The sequence below is a fragment of the Micromonospora sp. NPDC005553 genome (assembly GCF_042871765.1).
In the GTDB taxonomy this organism is placed as follows: Bacteria; Actinomycetota; Actinomycetes; order Mycobacteriales; family Micromonosporaceae; genus Micromonospora.
In genome coordinates this window covers 324,871-342,641 of the sequence record NZ_JBIAJD010000004.1, presented here as the reverse complement: position 1 = coordinate 342,641, position 17,771 = coordinate 324,871, and the positions used below count along the sequence as shown (strand labels likewise).

At 72.8% G+C, this 17,771-nt stretch carries 16 protein-coding genes and 1 riboswitch; of the genes, 8 read left to right on the top strand and 8 right to left on the bottom strand.

The window, feature by feature from the left end:
- Positions 1-21 precede the first annotated feature (21 nt).
- Positions 22-133: riboswitch (SAM riboswitch) on the top strand.
- 32 nt (positions 134-165) lie between these two features.
- From ACFYPG_RS18730 to ACFYPG_RS18715, 4 genes are all read left to right on the top strand, one after another.
- Positions 166-309: a hypothetical protein gene (locus ACFYPG_RS18730; RefSeq protein WP_355006809.1), complete on the top strand. Its 144-nt coding sequence runs from the start codon at positions 166-168 to the stop codon at positions 307-309.
- 100 nt (positions 310-409) lie between these two features.
- The gene (locus tag ACFYPG_RS18725; RefSeq protein ID WP_387353065.1) at positions 410-1,276 is read left to right on the top strand and encodes an ABC transporter substrate-binding protein; all 867 of its coding nucleotides are present in this window, start codon (positions 410-412) and stop codon (positions 1,274-1,276) included.
- A 39-nt stretch (positions 1,277-1,315) separates the two neighbouring features.
- Positions 1,316-2,089 carry an amino acid ABC transporter permease gene (locus ACFYPG_RS18720; protein ID WP_355006811.1) on the top strand — a complete coding sequence of 258 codons (774 nt, stop codon included), beginning with the start codon at positions 1,316-1,318 and terminating at the stop codon, positions 2,087-2,089.
- On the top strand, positions 2,086-2,832 hold the full coding sequence (locus ACFYPG_RS18715) for an amino acid ABC transporter ATP-binding protein (RefSeq protein ID WP_355006812.1): 747 nt from the start codon (positions 2,086-2,088) through the stop codon (positions 2,830-2,832). Before ACFYPG_RS18720 ends, ACFYPG_RS18715 begins: the two co-directional genes overlap by 4 nt.
- An 8-nt stretch (positions 2,833-2,840) precedes the next feature.
- Here the strand turns inward: ACFYPG_RS18715 and ACFYPG_RS18710 are convergent, their stop codons facing one another.
- Positions 2,841-4,415, bottom strand: a complete 1,575-nt coding sequence (locus tag ACFYPG_RS18710; RefSeq protein ID WP_387353063.1) for a Na+/H+ antiporter — start codon at positions 4,413-4,415, stop codon at positions 2,841-2,843.
- Between the two features lie 137 nt (positions 4,416-4,552).
- Positions 4,553-7,906: a BTAD domain-containing putative transcriptional regulator gene (locus ACFYPG_RS18705; protein ID WP_387353061.1), complete on the bottom strand. Its 3,354-nt coding sequence runs from the start codon at positions 7,904-7,906 to the stop codon at positions 4,553-4,555.
- Positions 7,907-8,043: 137 nt separating this feature from the next.
- Between ACFYPG_RS18705 and ACFYPG_RS18700 the strand changes: the two genes are divergently transcribed.
- The 3 genes from ACFYPG_RS18700 (at position 8,044) to ACFYPG_RS18690 (ending at position 10,133) form a co-directional block, all read left to right on the top strand.
- Positions 8,044-8,922: an alpha/beta hydrolase gene (locus tag ACFYPG_RS18700; protein WP_355006815.1), complete on the top strand. Its 879-nt coding sequence runs from the start codon at positions 8,044-8,046 to the stop codon at positions 8,920-8,922.
- Positions 8,923-9,288: 366 nt separating this feature from the next.
- A complete protein-coding gene (locus tag ACFYPG_RS18695) occupies positions 9,289-9,738 on the top strand; it encodes a hypothetical protein (RefSeq protein ID WP_387353059.1) in 450 nt (149 codons plus the stop codon).
- Positions 9,735-10,133 (top strand): hypothetical protein, encoded by a 399-nt coding sequence (locus ACFYPG_RS18690; RefSeq protein ID WP_387353057.1) that lies wholly within the window; start codon positions 9,735-9,737, stop codon positions 10,131-10,133. The genes ACFYPG_RS18695 and ACFYPG_RS18690 overlap by 4 nt, the downstream gene beginning before the upstream one ends.
- Positions 10,134-10,165: 32 nt before the next feature.
- On the opposite strand, the gene ACFYPG_RS18685 is transcribed toward ACFYPG_RS18690, so the two are convergent.
- From ACFYPG_RS18685 to ACFYPG_RS18675, 3 genes are all read right to left on the bottom strand, one after another.
- Positions 10,166-12,334, bottom strand: coding sequence for a hypothetical protein (locus ACFYPG_RS18685; RefSeq protein WP_387353055.1), 2,169 nt, complete (start codon positions 12,332-12,334; stop codon positions 10,166-10,168).
- Positions 12,327-12,548, bottom strand: coding sequence for a hypothetical protein (locus tag ACFYPG_RS18680; RefSeq protein ID WP_355006819.1), 222 nt, complete (start codon positions 12,546-12,548; stop codon positions 12,327-12,329). The genes ACFYPG_RS18685 and ACFYPG_RS18680 overlap by 8 nt, the downstream gene beginning before the upstream one ends.
- Positions 12,549-12,656: 108 nt before the next feature.
- Positions 12,657-13,574, bottom strand: coding sequence for an SDR family NAD(P)-dependent oxidoreductase (locus ACFYPG_RS18675; RefSeq protein WP_387353053.1), 918 nt, complete (start codon positions 13,572-13,574; stop codon positions 12,657-12,659).
- A 131-nt stretch (positions 13,575-13,705) separates the two neighbouring features.
- On the opposite strand from ACFYPG_RS18675, the gene ACFYPG_RS18670 reads away from it, so the two are divergent.
- On the top strand, positions 13,706-14,527 hold the full coding sequence (locus tag ACFYPG_RS18670) for a helix-turn-helix transcriptional regulator (RefSeq protein ID WP_387353051.1): 822 nt from the start codon (positions 13,706-13,708) through the stop codon (positions 14,525-14,527).
- A gap of 3 nt (positions 14,528-14,530) precedes the next feature.
- On the opposite strand, the gene ACFYPG_RS18665 is transcribed toward ACFYPG_RS18670, so the two are convergent.
- The 3 genes from ACFYPG_RS18665 to ACFYPG_RS18655 all read right to left on the bottom strand — a co-directional run bounded on the left by ACFYPG_RS18665 (position 14,531) and on the right by ACFYPG_RS18655 (position 17,698).
- Positions 14,531-15,298, bottom strand: a complete 768-nt coding sequence (locus ACFYPG_RS18665; RefSeq protein ID WP_355006822.1) for a TetR/AcrR family transcriptional regulator — start codon at positions 15,296-15,298, stop codon at positions 14,531-14,533.
- A gap of 76 nt (positions 15,299-15,374) precedes the next feature.
- On the bottom strand, positions 15,375-17,009 hold the full coding sequence (locus ACFYPG_RS18660; RefSeq protein ID WP_387353049.1) for an MFS transporter: 1,635 nt from the start codon (positions 17,007-17,009) through the stop codon (positions 15,375-15,377).
- A complete protein-coding gene (locus ACFYPG_RS18655; RefSeq protein WP_387353047.1) occupies positions 17,003-17,698 on the bottom strand; it encodes an SDR family NAD(P)-dependent oxidoreductase in 696 nt (231 codons plus the stop codon). The genes ACFYPG_RS18660 and ACFYPG_RS18655 overlap by 7 nt, the downstream gene beginning before the upstream one ends.
- Positions 17,699-17,771 lie beyond the last annotated feature (73 nt).

Here is a 17,771-nt window from a genome sequence, read left to right as displayed (position 1 = left end):
CCTGCTGCTAGCCTCGGCGCAGGTCATGAGCGCCAGCGCGAAGCCCCGGCTCGCTGGCCGGCAACCCTCCTCCGCGGTGGGGTGCCCCGGGTGAAGACCAGGCACCGGCAGGACGTCGGTGCAAGCGTGGCCTGGCACCCAGGTCAGCACAGACCCGGGAGAACCATGCGCATCATCCTCAGCACCACCCCACCGACCGACGTCGCGGACTCCCGCACCGGTCGACCCTCGCCCGCACTGATCCGGCGACGGCACGTGGACATGATGCGAATGTGCAGCGCCGCCTGTCGTCGCGGCACCGCGCTCTAGCACCCCCTTCCCGAGCTCCTTTCCCACCGGTACGCCCATCGGGCGCGCCGTCGGTGGCGCACGTCCGTGCGCGCCGAGACACCACCCTTCGGAGACACCAGTGCGATTCCTTCCTGCCCTGACCCGCGCCGCCGCCCTGGGCGCTGTCACGATCCTTGCCGCCACCGCCCTCACCGCCTGCGGAGACGACAGCTCCTCCGACGCCGACGCCAACCCGTACGGCCTGGCCCAGTCGGGCGTGCTGCGCGCCGGAACGCTGACCGACGCCCCGCCGAACGTGTACCTCGAGGACGGCAAGTTCACCGGCTTCGACAACGACCTGCTGACCGCAGTGGCCGGCAAGCTCTCCCTCACTGTCGAGTTCGTCGGCACCGACTTCTCCGCGCTGCTCAGCCAGGTCAACAACCGCAAGTTCGACGTCGGCAGCTCCTCGATCACCATCACCGAGGCCCGCAAGAAGACTGTCGACTTCGGCAACGGCTACGACTTCGGCTACTTCGGCCTGGACGTCCCGGCCGGCTCGCCGATCACCAGCTTCGACCAGCTCGCGGGCAAGCGGGTCGTGGTGGTGCAGGGCACCGTCCAGGACGACTACGCCACCGGCAAGCAGCTCAACCCGGTGCGGGTGCCGGACTACAACGGCGCGATCAACCAGCTCAAGGCGGGCACCGCCGACGCCTGGATCGCCCCGGCGGAGATCGGTGAGAAGTCGGCCGCCGACAGCAAGGGCAAGATCACCGTGGCGGCCAAGCAGCTCAGCCCGGCACCGACCGCGTACGCGGTGGCCAAGGGGAACGACAAGCTGCGCGAGGCGCTGAACAAGGCCCTCGACGAGGTCATCGCCGACGGCACCTGGACCCGGTTGCAGGCCCAGTACTACCCGGGCCGTCCGATCCCGGCGGACTTCGCCCCGGGCAGCGGCGCGGTCAAGGTCGCGCCGTCGGCGTCCGCGTCGGCCGCGTCCTGAGCAGGTGACGAGCGAGCGGGGCGGTAGGAGGAGCAACCGATGGATCCGTTGAGCACCCTGTGGGAGACCTTCTTCGACTGGGACGCGATGCGCGAGGCGCTGCCCGAGATGCTGACCGTCGGGTTGCCCAACACGCTGATCCTGGCGGTCTCCGCCGCCCTGCTCGGCTCGGTGCTGGGCCTGTTGCTGGCCGTTGCCGGGATCTCCCGCAGCCGCTGGCTGCGCTGGCCGGCGCGGGTCTACACCGACGTGTTCCGGGGGCTGCCGGCCGCGGCGACGATCCTGCTGATCGGGGTCGGGCTGGCCCCGCTGGGCATGCAGGTCTGGGGGCCGGATCCCTACCCGTTGGGCATTCTGGCGCTGTCGCTCATCGCCGCCGCGTACATCGGGGAGATCTTCCGCTCCGGCATCCAGTCGGTGGAGGCCGCCCAGTTGGAGGGCGCCCGGGCGCTCGGCTTCTCCTGGGGCGACGCGATGCGACTGGTGATCATTCCGCAGGGCATCCGGCGGGTGCTGCCGGCCTGGGTGAACCAGCTCATCGCGCTGATCAAGGACTCCAGCCTGGTCTACTTCCTCGGCCTGGTGGCCAGCCAGCGGGAGCTGTTCCGGATCGGGCAGGACTACGCGGCCACCACGGGCAACGAGTCGGCGCTGCTGCTGGCGGGGCTCTTCTACCTGGCGTTGACAGTTCCGCTGACGCACGTCGTCAACTGGATCGACCGGCGGCTGCGCAACGGCCGGCCGGCCGCCGCACCTGACGACGAGGACGACGAGCCACTGTTGCCCACCGCCACCCAGGGAGACCGGCGATGACCACCACCGAAACGACCACCTCGGTCAGCCTCGACGTTCGCGACGTGCACCTGGCCTTCGGGCCGAACCGGGTACTGCGCGGCGTCGACCTGTCGGTGCCGCGGGGCGCGACGGCCTGCGTCATCGGCCCGTCCGGGTCGGGCAAGTCCACCCTGCTGCGCACCATCAACCGGCTGATCGAACCGGACCGGGGCGACGTGCTGCTGGATGGGCGCAGCGTGCTCGGCGACGACCCGGACGCGCTGCGGCAGCGGGTGGGCATGGTGTTCCAGCAGTTCAACCTCTTCCCGCACATGAGCGTGCTGCGCAACGTCACGCTGGCGCTGCGCCGGCTGCGCAAGCTCGACACGGACGAGGCGGAGGCCGTGGCCCGGGCCCAGTTGGAGCTGGTGGGGCTGGCCGGCAAGGCGGATTCCCGGCCGGCGCAGCTCTCCGGTGGTCAACAGCAGCGGGTGGCGATCGCCCGCGCGTTGGCGCTGCGCCCCGAGGTGATGCTCTTCGACGAGGCGACGTCGGCGCTCGACCCGGAGCTGGTCAAGGGCGTCCTCGGGGTGATGGCCGACCTGTCCGCCGCCGGCATGACCATGGTGGTGGTGACCCACGAGATGGGCTTCGCCCGGCAGGTCGCCGACACCGTCGCCTTCATGGACCGGGGCGTGGTGCTGGAGGCCGGCCCACCCGAGGCGATCTTCGAACGGGCCGAGCACCCGCGGCTTCGCCGGTTCCTCGACCAGGTGCTCTGAGCACTCGGTCACTCGTTGGGTCCGCGGCCCAGCAGCCGGATCTCCTCGTTGTCCAGCGCGGACTGGAGTTCCTGGAGCACCAGGTCGTCGATCTCCCGGTTGTCGCGCAGTCGGGTGACCTCCCGCCTCTTGTGAGCGAGGACGCCGAGGCGCAGTCGGTGTTCCAACCGGCGATCCTCGGCGGTGTACCCGCCGCTCTCGTTGAGGTCCTCCAGATGCCGCCGGTACTCGGCCTCCAGCCGGCGCACCGAGTCGTCCTGGGCACCGACCTCCGCGGCGACCTGCGGTAGGGCGGCCAGGCCCACCTCGGTGGCCCGCCGCCGGGCGTTGCGGGCCTCGTCGACGCGTTCCGGGTCGCCGGTGAGCCCGGCCCAGCGCACCACCAACGGCAGGGTGGTGCCCTGAAGCAGCATGATCAGCACGATCACCAGCGCGGTGACGAAGATGATCAGGTCGCGTTCGACCACCGGTCGACCGTCGACCATCACCGTCGGGACGGCCAGGGCCGCGGCGAGCGACACCGCGCCCCGGAAGCCGGACCAGCCCGCGACGGTTCCGACCCGCCAGCTCGACGGCCCCTGGCTCGGGTCCATGATGCGGCGACGCCGCAGCCTCGCGATCTGTGCGGTGAGGTAGACGAAGAGCAGCCGGGTGCCGATCACGACGAGGGTGACCACCAGCACGATCACCAGAGCCCGCTGGGGCGAGGTGCTGGTGATCCCCCGCACCGCGCGGGGAATCTGGGTGCCGAGCAGGACGAACAACCCGCCGTTGATCAGGAAGGTGGACAGGTCCCAGAACGCGTACGCCAGGACCCGGGACCGGGCGCGGATCACCCGTGGGCCGGCGTAGGCAAGGACCAGGCCGGCGACCACCACCGCCAGCACTCCGCTGGCGTGCACCGAGTCGGCCAGCAGGAAGGCACCGAACGGGGTCAGCACGCTCAGCGCGCCCTCGCGCAACGGATCGTCGAGCCGTTTGCGGATCAGCACCACCGCGGCCCCCACCAGCAGGCCGGCGACCACACCGCCGACGCTGGCGCCGACGAACTCCTCGCCGATGCCCAGCACACCCGGGTCGGCGCTGTGGCTGAGCAGCCCCACTGCCACAGCGAAGACCACCAGCGCCGTGCCGTCGTTGATCAGGCTCTCCGCGTGCAGGGTGGTGAGCAGCTTCCGGGGCAGCCGCTTGGCCAGGCCGGTGACCGCGGCGGCGTCGGTCGGCGCGAGGACCGCGCCGAGCACCCAGGCGGCGGCGGGGTTCACCCCGAACGCCTGCGCGGCGAACGACACGGTGACCATGGTGAGCACCACCAGCACCACGGCGAGCAGCCCGATCACCGGCAGGTTGGCCCGGATCTCCCGAAGGCTGATGGTGAGGCTCTCCCGGTACAGGATCGCCGGCAGGAAGATCAGCAGGACCAGGTCGGGTTCCAGGGTCACCTCGGACAGCGGCGGCGTGAGCCCGAGCAGCACACCCAACGCGATGAGCAGGATCGGCGGGGCGACCCGGTAGCGGCCACCGAGGGTGGTGCCGACGAGGACGGTGACGCCGAGTGCCACGATCAGGATGAGCGCCTCCACGCGTACCCCCTCCGATCATGGCCGACGGTGGACGCGCCGGTGGTTCCATCTGACCGCACCCCACGGCTGGTTCCGGCCGAAACCGGCAAGTCGCCGGGGAGCCAGAGCGCGTCGGCCAGGCACACCCGCCTCGGCGCTCAGGATGGGTCGTCGGCGCGGACGCGCGCCAGGAGCATCCGGGCGGTACGGCGATGCTCGGCGGCTTCCTCGTCGCGGCCCAGCGCAGCGGCCAGATCGGCGAGGTGCGCGGCCACCGGGCCGACGGTGACCACACCGCTGCCGGCAGCCAGTTCGGTGGCGGCGGGGCGGAGCGCGCGGGCGACGCGTTCCATCGTGGGACGGTCGCCGACGGCCAGCGCCGCCCGCGCGGTGAGGCACAGCCGCACCTCCCGAAGCAGATCGTGCGGCCCGTCCGGCAGGGCCCGCAACGCCGCTGTGGCAGCACCGGGGTCGTCGGCGGCAGCGAGCAGCAGGGGCCGCACCCAGGGCTCATGCGGGCCCCAGTCCAGCCGCTCCCAGTCCTCGTCGTCCGGCCCGGGAATCGGCCGCGGTACAGCGGCCAGCCGGGGGTCACCTGCCGGCGGGGCGTCGCTGACCGCGTCGGCCAGGCGCACGCCGAGCAGGGCGAGCGGCAGCAACCCCTGGGCCAGGCCCGGCATACCGTCGGCGGGCAGCTGTTCGGCGGCGGCACGGTACGCGGTTGCCGCGGCGTCCCGGTCGCCGCCCAACGCCAGCCGCAGCGCGGCGTACCACTGGGTGAAGACACCGACCAACGGCAGCTCGTACGCCTCGGCGAGGCGGTCGGCGGCGAGGGCGTGCGCGTCGGCGGCGGGCCGGTCGGCCAGCGCGCAGTTGGCCTGGACCAGGACGAGGTGGCCGAGCACCTCGAAGGTCACCAGGTGGTGCCGGGCGGCCAGCTCGACCAGTTCCACGCCGATCCGGGCCCGTGCGTCGGCCAGACCGACGCGGTGGAAGGCGTGCATGAAGCGGGCGTTGAGCGCGAACGCCACCAGAGCGGGATCGCCGATGTCGCGGGCGATCGTCTCGGCCTCGGCGGCGGCGCGCCGGCCACGATCGGTGGTGGTGCCGCGCAGCTCCAGCGCGAGGGTGCTCAGCAGCCGGCTGCGCTGCGCCGAGCCGATCGGGCCGAGCGCGGTCAGGGCGTGTTCGGCGGCCCGGACGATGTGCCCGGAGAGCAGGTCGTCGTCGTTGCGCGTCCAACTGGCGGGCACGTCGAAGCCAGCTAGGGCCTCCTGGATCAGCAGGGGGTCGCCGGTGGACTCGGCGACGGTGATCGCCTCGGCACGCCGTAGCCGCGCCTCGGCCAGCCGGCCCGTCACGGCCAGTGCCCGCCCCAGGCCGAGCAGCGCCGTCACCCGCCCACGCGGCTCGACCCCGCCGGCACTGTCGTACGCGTCGATCGCCTGGCCCCACAGGCGGGCCGCCTCGTGGGGGTTGCCGCCCCGCTCGGCCCGCTCGGCCGCCACCTGGGCGTACGTCGACGCCTCGGCGGCGTGGACCGGCCCGCCGGCGCGCAGCAGGTGGTATGCGAGGGCCGCCGGCTCAACGGGTTCCCGCTGTCGCAGCACCTCGGCGACGGCCGCGTGCCAGGCGGCGCGGCGCGGCGCTGACAGGTCGGCGTAGAGCGTGTCGCGGACCAGGATGTGGGTGAAGCGCAGCCGCCCGTCGGACTCCCGCTCGCTGAGGAACCCGGCCGCCAGGGCGCGGTCCACGGCGTCCAGCGCCGCCGTCGGGTCACCGGCCAACGCGCCCAGCACGTCCGGGTCGAGGTCCCGACCGAGCACTGCCGCCTGCCGCAGGACGGTGCGGGTCGAGGCGGGTAGCTGCGCCAACCGGTGCCGGATCACGTCGCGTACCCCGGGCGGCACGGCTGCCAACCCCGCCTGCCCCGTGCTCGCGTACAGCTGGGCCAGCTCGCGGACGAAGAACGGGTTACCGCCGCTGCGCCGGTGGATCGACCGGGCGGTGGCCTGGTCCAGTTCCGCCCCGACGATGGCACCGGCCAGCTCGCCGGTCGCCGACGCGGGCAGGCCGGCAAGATACTCCCGGACCGGCTCCAGCCCCGCGGCGCGGGCCAGCGTGGCGGTCAGCTCCGGGCTGATCTCGGTGGCCCGGTAGGTGCCGAGGATCAGCACCGGCCCGCTGGCCGGCTGCGGGCCGGTGAGCAGTGCGGTCAGCAGGTCCAGGGTGTCGCCGTCGGCGCGGTGAAGGTCGTCGAGGACCAGCAGGACCGGCTCCCGGTCGGCGACCGCCGCGATCAGCGAGGCCACCGCGCGGTGTCGACGGAACCGCACGGTGGCGGGGTCGGCCGAACCGTCAGCCGAGCCGTCTCCCGGCTCGGCAGCGGCGGCGGGCGCGGCGGCGGTCCCGGCGAGCGTGTCGGTGATCTGGGTCCACGGCCACGCCGGTGGGGCGCCCTCGTACTCCGGGCTGCGTCCCCACGCCGTGGTCCAGCCCTCGGCGGCGAGTTGCCGGGTCAGGGCCTCGGCCAGCGCCGTCTTGCCGGCACCCGGGTCGCCGCTGAGCAGGGCGAGCGTGGGCTGGCGGCGGCGGGACGCGGCCTCGGCGGCGTCCCGCAGCCGCTCCAGCTCCGCGTCGCGGCCGACGAACGGGCGCTGCTCCGTCTCGACGGGTCGCGCGGGTTCCCCGGGGCCGGGGGTGGCGGCCCGGTCGAGGGGCGGGGCGAGGTGCGGCGCCTGGGCGAGGATGTCGGTTTCCAGCCGTCGCAGCTCGGGTCCCGGGTCCACCCCCAGCTCGGTCACCAGGACGTGGCGGGCCTCCCGCAGTGCGGCCAGCGCGTCGCCCTGCCGGCCGGCGCGGTACCGGGCCGTCGCGAGCAGCCGCCACGCGTCCTCGCGCAGCGGATGGCTGGCCAGGTGTGCCGGCAGGTCAGCGGCGGCCTCGTCCGGTCGGCCCACCGCCAGGAGCGCTTCAGCCCGCCGCTCGACGGCGAGCATCCGCAGCTCGTCCAGCCGGTTGATCTCCGCGACCGCCCAGGACTCGTTGGCGCAGTCGGCGTACGCGGGCCCGCGCCAGAGCCCGAGCGCCGACTCCAGCGCGGCCAGGGCCGGCGCGGGACGCCCGGCCGCCAGCAGCCGGGCCGCCTCACCAACGGCCGCCTCGAACTGTCCGGCGTCCACCGTGTCCGGGGCGGCCTTCAGCGCGTACCCGGGGGGCTCGGTGACCAGGATCCGGGGCGGCTGCCGGGGTGGCCGATCGGGCTCCAGGGCCCGGCGCAGGTCGGCGACGAAGGTCCGGATCGCGCCCACAGCGCCGTCCGGTGCGACCTCCCACAGGTCGTCGACGAGACGATCCACCGGCACCACCCGACCGTGGGCGATCAACAGCCGGCCCAGCACCAGGCGCTGCCGGTGTCCCCGCAGGGCGACCGGGCCGCGCTCGGTCGCGGCGATCACCGGCCCGAGTACGCCGAAGGTCACCGCGACGGGCGCCGTCAGCTGCCTGGTCATGGCACCAATCTAGGCCCGTGGCCCGGCCGGCACTGATCCGACGCTGACCGGCTGCTGATCACCGCCGGGCAGGCTCGGTGAGGTACGACGGCGACGGGCCACCGCCCCGCCGGGACTGCTCACCAGGAAGGTTCCCCGTGGACCCGAAGATCAACGGATTCGACTACCGACGCGTCACCGTCGCCGACGGGGTGACGCTCAACGCCGCCGTGGGCGGTTCCGGGCCGGCGATCGTGCTGCTGCACGGTTTTCCGCAGACTCACCTCATGTGGCGGCACGTCGCCGCCGATCTGGCCGCCGACCACACGGTCATCTGCCCGGACCTGCGCGGCTACGGCGACAGCGACAAGCCCCTCGACACCGATGGCACCGGGTACGCCAAGCGCACCATGGCCGCCGACATCGTGGCGCTGGCCGGCGCGCTCGGTCACGAGCGGTTCGCCCTGGCCGGGCACGACCGGGGGGCTCTGGTCGCGTTCCGAGCCGGCCTCGACCATCCGGAGGCGATCAGTCACCTGGCCCTGCTCGACGTGCTACCCACGCTGGACATGTGGGACGTGTTGCACGGCGCCAGCGCCGCTGTGGCGTTTCACCTCTATCTGATGGCGCAGCCACCCGGCCTGCCCGAAGAGCTGATCGCCGGCAGCCCGGACGCCTTCTTCGGTCACTTCCTGGACGTCTGGACCCGTGATCCGGAGGCCCTGCCGGCGGAGGTGCGTGCCGCGTATCTGCGCGCGTCCCGCGACGCCGTCCCCTCGATCGTCGCCGACTACCGAGCGTCGGCCGGTATCGACGTGACCCACGACGCCGTTGACCGGGCGGCCGGCAACCAGCTGCGGATGCCGGTGGCGGTGCTCCAGCAGGACTGGGGCGCGGCGCTGGGCTACGACGCGGCGGCGGTGTGGCGGGCCTGGGCGCCGGATCTGGACCACCAGACGGTCAGCTGCGGGCACTTCATGGCGGAGGAGGCCCCAGCCGAGGTGCTCCGGGCGCTGCGCGCCCTGCTCGCTCGCTGATCGACAGGCGACCCGGCCCACGATCGTCACCCTGGGGAAGATATCTGACACTCCCTGTAACCGGGTGACCGTGCGGCCGGGTCGCCGCGCTTCACCCTTCCCACCGCCCAAAAACCAGCGTGCAACGCCCCTTGACCTGCGGGAATGCGACGTTACACAGGTGGACGCCAACCGGTCATCGGTGATACACAGGCAGGTACCGGCAGCCAACGACGTCGAGTCGCTCCATCTTCTCGCTCACCGACCGTCCACAGGCAACGCACCACCGGGCTCCGCCGCACGGTTCGCGGCTCCACGCCGCGACCCACCGAACGGCACCGGCCTACCGGGCGCTGCCGGACGCCGGTCCTCGACCAAGGAGTTGCCGTGGGAACCCTCCGTATCCGATCCCGCCACCAGCCGTACGAGATCGCTGTCCTGGCCGCAGCACCCCTCTGCGGCGTTCTGATGATGACCCTCAACGTCCGGCCGCCGTCCGTTCAGACGTCGATGCCGGAGCCCATCCAGGTCGCCTGGGAGCTGGGTCTGGTCGCGGTGGGCGTGGGCGGACTACTGGGCATCCTGTGGCCCGGCCGGCTCTCCACAGGGCTCGGCCTCGAACTCGCGTCGGTGCTGGTGCTCGGCACGATCACCGGCATGTACGCGGTGGCCGTGTTGGTCATGTCGGGCCCAAACTCCATCGTCGCCACGTCGTTCGTGATGGCGGTGACGGTCGGGTCGCTCTGGCGGGCCGCGCAGATCGCCATCGACCTCCGCCGCCTGGCCCGCGCGTGCGAATTTCTGACCTACGAACAGTTGCAGGCAGGTGTCACGTGATTACCGCACCCGCGCCAGCTGCACCGCACTGGGTGCAGGTGACGCTCAGCGTGCTCGGCATCCTCGGCGGGGGCACCGGCCTTGCCGCGATCGCCACAGTCGTGGTGCAGCGGGGCAAGTTCAAGGCCGATGCCGCCGACACGCTCACCGAGGCCGCCCTCACGCTCGTGCAGCCGCTGCAGACACGGATCACCCAGTTGGAGGTCGAGGCGTTCAGCGCCCGGTCCGAGCTGGGCACGCTCCGCGAGCAGGTCAACCAGTTGCAGTTCGTCGTCCGGGTGCTCACCCGGACGTTGGACCGCTGGCGGGCCGCGATCCGGGCCCCCGACGCCACCCTGCGCAAGGTCCGCGCGACGGTGGCGGAGTCCGACCGGATTCCTGAGATGGATCGTTGACCGGCGTCGCTGCCCCCTGTGGCCGGTAACCCTCAATTGGCGTCGCGAAGGCGTTCGGTGAGTTCGCGCACCGCAGCCCGGAACTCGGGGTCGGTCTCGCCCGGATGATGCCCCCGCAGCGGCGGCGCGGACCGCTCTCCCGGCGCTGGCAGCAGGTGTGCAGGGTCCCGCAACCGCCTGTCGACCTGGCCCGCCGGATCGGCCGGGTCCGGAGCTGGATCACCGGGTCGGTGTGCGGCGAACACCCAGCCGCCGACCGGGTCGGTCTCCCGCCAGAGGTTGAGCCACCGCCACTCGACCCGCTCCCCCACCTCCCGCAGCACCTGCTCGTTGAGGTAGGCCGGAAAGAGCCGGGCGTACAGGCGGTCCAGCGGTGAACCGTAGGTGAGCAGCGCGACCCGTCGGCGTACGCGCGGAGGCAGCCGCAGCACCGCCAGCGCCAGCAGCGCGGACCCGTGGCTGTGCCCGCAGAGCAACACCCCGGCGTGCCGCTCGGCCAGTTGGCTGATCCGGTCGGCCAGCTCCGGCACGGCCCGGTCCGCGTAGCTCGGCGGGGCGAACGGGTGCGCGGCCCGGGGCCAGAAGGTACCCAGGTCCCACAGAATGCCGACGTGCCGGCGGAACCACGCGGTCCGATAGGCGAACACACCCCCGGCCAACAGTGTGAGGAGCAGTCCCGCGAGGAGGTAGGTGCTTCCGGTGAGCCCCATCTCGACGGCTCGTGGCGGCAGCCCGAACACCTGTCGCGCCAACTCCTCCGGCTCACGCCCGCTACGCCCCAGCAGGCTCGTGATCAGTCCGATCAGCGCGAGCACCGCGTACGTGGTCGCGATCAGACCCAGCCACTCGGTGAACCTCGCCCGGGCGATGGTCGTCATCGTCAGCCGCAGCCGCCCCGCCGCCTCCGGCGGAACCACCGGGAAGTCGAGACGGGTGATCGCCGTTGCCGCGGCGCGTCGTCGTCGCCGCGACAGGAGGGTCAGGGCGCCACACACCAGCACCCCCGCGACCACGTGCAGGAAGAAGGACAGGAGCGTCCAGCGGTACGGCAGCGGCGGTCCACCGTCGCCGGAGTAACCGCCGAGCAACTGCCCGATCTGGTAGACGAGACCGGCGGAGAGCCCGCCGGCCAGGCCGACCGCGAAGGCGGCGACGACCGCCGCGCCCAGGCCACGCCGCAGCGCGGACCGTCCGCCCGCACGGCCACGGTGCCACAGCACCAGCCCGCTGAGCACCACCAGCAGGGTCATCTGACCGAACAGGGCCCCGGCCGCGATCCCGCCGTAGCCGGGCATCCCGGTCGACGACGGCCAGCCATGGTCGTCGCGCGCGACGAGGACGAGGGTCGCCACGCTCAGACCGACGGCCAGGACGCCTGTGGTGCGGGCGGTCCAATCCGCGGTTCGCGCCATCGCGGCCCGGTCGGCCAGCCCGGGGGCGGCGAGCAGACCGACGCAGACCAGCAGCACCACCACGCTGAGGGTCAGCAGCAACGTCGTCCCGAGCGTCGCGCCACCGGTGTGACGGGCCACCAGCAGCATGAGATCGAGTACGGCGAGCGCGGCGGCGACGTGGATCGCTCGCAGCCGCTGCACCAGCGGTTCCACGGTCCACACCGCGTTGCCGTCCGGGTGGGACCGGCGCTTGCCGACAAGTAGGAGTAACACGATGGCGGCGATCGGCAGGAGTGCCAGCACGCACAGCCGCTGCCCGAGGTGCCGGCCGTCGAGCCCGGCCATCGTGTCGAAGGGCTCACGACAGCGGGCCGCACCGAGACACCGCCAGGCGAACAGGTCGAGGGCGACCCCGGCGATGGACACCACGTACAGCACTGTGAGGTTGAGCGCGAGGAGCCGGCACAGCATGGTGACCCCGGCGGCACGGCGGCGGCCGGTGGGCAGCATCCACACGGCCACGTTGCTGAACATGAACGGCAGCAGGAAGACCATGGAGAGGGTCCGGGCCACGGTGCCCGCGGGCAGGTCACCCCAGCGGTACGCCTCCAGCGTCACCCCGTCCGGGTCGGTGCCCTCCGACCGGTCGGGGCGGTGGAAGCCGCCGCGGTTGTCGCCGGCGACCTGCCGGACTCCCGGGCGGTCGAGGATGACTGTGGGTTCGCCCCCGGACACGCCGTGCACCCGCAACTCCACCACGTCGGGTCTGCGCGGTTGGTTGCCGTGGTCCGGCTCTCTCTCAGGCATCGGGCCGCTCCCCGTGCCGCCGCTGGTCGGACCCGTCCCGTCCGCTGACCTGTCGCGCGTATCCCCGCAGGCCGGGCATCCCGTCGACCAGGACGATGAGCAGCAGCTGGGCGGTCAGGAGCAGCGCGGGGCCGATGACGCCCAGGGCCAGGAACGACGCCCTGCCCGGGTTAACCCGCCAAAGCAGCAGCCGTCCCGGAAGCCCGCCCGCCATCGCCATCCTTCCCCGGCCCGCAGCTGCCACCGCCGGACCAGTCGTACCACCCGGACTGCCAGGCCCGGAGTGGTTCCGTCGAGCCGGGCCGGCCGGCGTGACGCCGCGCTACGACATCAGGTCCGACGCCACGTCCCAGAGCCGTGCGGCGTTGCCGGGGTCGACCGCGTACGCGGCCACGCCGCTGTAGTCGGCGGGCCGCTCGGTGACGACCGGGGCCTCGGCGCAGTCCTCGAAGTAGCGACCGCCGACACCGTCGAGTAGGGGGGACGCCGCGAGCAGCACGGAGGTCGCCGCGCCCTGCTGCGGGGTCTTGTGCATCTCCTTGGGCGACTTCAGCCCACCGGTGTGCTTCTGCAACCCGGTGGCGATGGCGCCCGGGTTCAGCGCGTTGGCGTAAATGCCCTCGCCGGACCAGCGGCGGGTGGCTTCCACGGCGAGCAGGGCCTCGGCGCTCTTGGACTGCCCGTAGGCCAGTAGCGGGTCGTAGGGCCGGAACGCGAAGTGCAGGTCGTCGAAGATCACCGGGGAGAAGAGGTTGCCGCTGGAGCTGACCGACACGACTCGGGCGCCGCCGGCCGCGGCGAGGGCGTCGTGCAGGCCGACGGTCAACGCGAAGTGCCCCATGAAGTTGGTGGCGAACTGCATCTCCCAGCCCTCGGCGGTGCGCTCCAACTCGGGCAGCGCCATGATCCCCGCGTTGTTGACCAGGATGTGCAGCGGCTGGTCCCAGGCGGCGACGAACTGGCGTACCGAATCCTGGTCGGCCAGGTCAAGCGCGCGGACGGTGACCCGCTCCGCGCCGATGCTGGCCGCGATGTCGCCGGCGGCCTGCTCACCCGCCGCGACCCGGCGGACCCCGAGCACGACCTCGGCGCCGGCAGCGGCGAGGGAACGGGCCGTCTCGATGCCGATGCCGGCGGCACCGCCGGTGATGATGGCCCGCTTGCCGCTGAGGTCCACCCCGGCGATGACCTGGTCGGCGGTGGAGGCGAAACCGAAGGGGGTCGTGATGCGCTCTGTCATTGCTGTCCCGTCTCTCGATCACGCTTACTCCGACACTGTCACCCGGGCGGCAGGCGTTAGCCGGTTCCCTGTTTTTCCTGGTAGTGGCAGGACCAGGATGGGCGGTCGGTGGCGGCTCCTACGATGGGCGGGTGAGCGCGGCCGGCCCGCTGGGCGAATACCTGCGTGCCCGGCGTGAGCTGATCGGGCCGGGTGACGTCGGCTTGCCCGCGCACGGCCGTCGGCGGGTCCCCGGCCTGCGGCGCGAGGAGGCCGCCCTGCTCGCCGGCATCAGCGCCGACTACTACCTGCGGTTGGAGCAGGGGCGTGACAGGCACCCGTCGACGCAGGTGGTCGAGGCGCTGGCACGCGCGTTGAGGCTGGACGCGGACGCTGCGGCACACCTGCACGCCCTGGCCCGGCCGGTGCCGGCCCGCCGGGCGGCGCGACCCTCGGAGCGGGTGCCGGTGGGCATCCGGCAGTTGGTCGGTTCGTGGGCCGAGACGCCGGCCTTCGTGCACGGTCGACACCTGGACGTGCTCTTCGCCAACCCCGCCGCGACCGCGCTGGCGCCGATCTTCACCACCGGGGTGAATCTCCTGCGCGCGGTCTTCCTGGACCCGGGCGTGCCGGCGCTCTACCCGGCTCTGACGGCTGTCGCGGCCAACGCGGTGGCCGGCCTGCGCGCACAGGTCGGCCCCGAGGTGGACGACCCCCACCTCGTCGAACTGGTACGGGAGCTGACGGCCGGCAGCGAACGGTTTCGGCGGTTGTGGGCCCGGCACGACGTCACGGCCCGCGCCGGCGGTGGGGTGCGGGTGTTCCAGCACCCGGAGGTGGGCGAGTTGGCGCTGCGCTACGAGAAGCTCACGATCAGCGGCACCACCCAGTCGCTGGTGGTCTATCACGCCGAGCCGGGCAGCCCGTCGGCGCGCTCGCTGGCCCGGCTGGCTCGACGGGCAGCACCGCGCTAGCGGCTACCGGTTGGCCGCCCGCTCGGTGACCACCACCGAGATCCCGTCGAGGACGCGTTGCAGACCGAACTCGAACGCGTACTCCGGGCCGTACGCGGCACCGTGCTGCTGGCCGGCCGCGGTGCCGACCCGGGACGCGGTCGGGTAGGCGTCGGGCTTCAGGAATGTCTCCAGCCAGGGCGCGTGCGACTGCCACCACTGGCCATCGGTCATGCCGGTCTCGCGCTCCAGGTCGACCACCTCGGAGGCGGCCCGGGCGGCGCTCTTCACGTGACCCAGCACGAGGGTGAGCACGGCGTCGACCTCGACGTCCGTGAGCCCGATGTCGACGATGGCGCTCAGCTCGTAGTCGTACTTGGCCATCAGGTGCGGACCGAGCACCGGTCGGGTCGTCTCGGCCCGCAGCATCCAGGGATGCCGCTGGTAGAGCGCCAGATTGTCGCGGGCGATCCGCTCCAACCGCGTACGCCAGTCGCCCTCGACGGCGGGGCGCGGCATCTCGCCGTACGCGGTGTCGATCATGACGGCGACGAGTTCGGCCTTGCCCGGCACGTAGGTGTAGACCGACATCGTGCCGACCCCCAGCGCCTCACCGACCCGGCGCATGGTCAGCGCGTCGAGCCCCTCGGCGTCGGCGATGTCGATCGCGACCCGGACGATCCGATCGACGCTGAGCGCCGGACCGGCGCTGCGGCTGGTCGGCTCCCGGGTGCGCCAGAGAAGGGCCAGGCTGCGGGCCGGGTCCGCGGTCGCCTTGCGCTCACTCGCCATGGTGCGGCCATCCTAACAACGAGACCGTACGTCGTACGCGGCCGCGCCGGCCCTGCTCCGGGGGTGCCGCGCGGTGTCAGAGCGCCTCGCGGTCGTCGGAGAGCGTCGGGCCGGCCGCAGCGGGCACCAGGTGCCGGACCTCCGGTTCCCCGTCGGTCAACTCCCGGGCCCGTTGCTCGGCCGCACGGTCCTCACCTGTCAACCGGCCGCCGTGCTGGCGCAGGTGCTCGTCCCAGGACGGCACCAGGTACACCTCGACGAACCGGTCCACCGTCTCGGCCGGGCGGAACAGCCCCCACCGCATCGCGCCGGTCCGCTGCCGCGCGCCACGCACCAGGTCCATCGCCGCCAGGAACCGTTGGGTCCGCTCCGGCCGGACCGTGTACTGCACCGTCACCAGCACCGGCCCCACCCCCGGGTCCGGCTCCCGCGCCAGGTGCAGTTGCGGCCAGTAGGCAGCCGGTTCCCGGTTGACCGAACGCAGGTCCGGCAACGGCCAGATCCGACTCGTCAGGGTGCCGACAAGCATCAGGGCCGCCGCCGCCAGGTACGCGGGGAGCAGCCCGGCCATCTCGGCCACCAGACCCCACAGCAGCGCGCCGGCGGCCTGCCCACCGGCGAAGCACACCTGGTAGACGGCCAGGCCCCGGGCCCGTACCCAACTCGGCAGGAAGAGCTGCATCTCGGCGTTGACGTTGGCCAGCACCGTCACCCAGGCCATCCCGGCGGGCAGCAGGGCGAGCAGCACCAGCGGCACCGCCCGGACGGTGCCGACGACGGTGAGCGCCACTGTGAACAGCGCCCCGGCGATCAGCAGGAGCTGGTTGGCCGTCAGCCGGGTGCGGATCACGGCCAGCAGCACGCCACCCGCGATGGCGCCCACGCCGAGGGCGGCCAACAGCACCCCGTACCCGCCGGAGCCCAGCCCCAGCCGCCGACTCGCCACCAACGGCAGCAACGCCCACAGCGCGCTGGCCGGGACCACGAAGACCAACGCACGGCGCAACAGCCGGCGGACGATCGGCGAGTGGCGTACGTAGCGGCTGCCGGCGCGCAACGCGGCGGTGAACCGTTCCGGCACCTCGACCGCCCGGGCGTTGCCGGGCCGCCAACGCCACAGCGCGTACGCGAAGATCGCGAAGGCGACCGCGTTGATGCCGAAGACCGGGGCGACGCCGGTACGGGCGATCAGCACGCCGGCCACCGCGGGTCCGACCGCCCTCGCCACGTTCACGCTTATCGACCCGAGCGCGGACGCCGACCGGAGTTGTTCCTGCGGCACCAGCTCCGGGATCACCGCCGCCCAGGCCGGCAGGGTCAACGCCTGCCCGACACCGAACGCGAAGGTGAGGGTGAGCAGCAGTGCGGGCGGCATCCGGTCGGTCAGTGTGAGCAGCGTCAACACGACCGCCACCGCCACCAGGAACAGCTGCACGGCGATCAGCAGGTGCCGGCGGTCGAAGCTGTCGGCCAGCACCCCGGCGGGCAACGCCAGCAGCAGCACCGGCAGCAGACTGGCGGTCTGCACCAACGCGACGAGGGTGGAGGCGTTGGAGTGGTTGATCAGCAGCCACTGCGCGCCGACGGTCTGCATCCAGGTGCCGATGTTGGCGGCGAGCAGGGCCAGCCACAGGTTGCGGTAGACCGCCGTCCGCAGCGGCGCCCAGACCGAGACCGGACGGTCGGCGGGTCCGGCTGCGGCCGTCACCACCGCCCGTCCGCGCGCAGCACGCGCTCACCGGAGACGTAGAGGTCGTCGGGTTCGAGCAGCAGCAACCGGACGACCTCGGTGGCGACCTGTTCGGGCATGGCGTACACCTCGTCCAGGAACTCGGCACCCACCCGTTCCTGTAGCCGGGTCGGCATCGGCCCGGGGTGCAGCTGCATCACCTTGACCCGGTTGCTGTGCTGGGCCTCGGCCAGCGAATCGACAAGGCTGTTGCCGTAGCTCTTGGTGGCCCGGTAGACGGGGATGCCGGGCCGGGGGGCCGCCAGCGCCAGCGCGCCGATGTAGACGACGTTGCCGTGGCCCTGCCGGTGCAGGTGCTGCACCGCCTCCCGCAGCAGGTACGTGATGCCCAGAACGTTGATCTCCACGGCCCGGCGGATGTGTTCCACCGACAGGTCCCCCAGGTCGCCGCCCGCCCACATGGAGGCGCAGGCCGCCACCCCGTCGATCGTGCCGTAGCGCTCGACCACCTCGGCGAAGGAGTCACGGACCTGCTCGTAGGAGGAGATGTCGCAGACGGCGCCGTCGCAACCCAGCTCGTCGGTAGCGGCGGCGACCTCGGCGGGCACGTTGCCGAACACCACCACCTGATGCTCGTCGACGAGCAGTCGGGCCACCGCGAGGCCGAGACCGCTGGTCCCGCCGACCACCACGAAGGTTCTGGCACCCATGTCTCTCCAGCCGCCGCCAGCACAGGTCACGCGGGTCGCGTGACCTCGCGTTCTTCCCGTTTCCGCGCCCCGC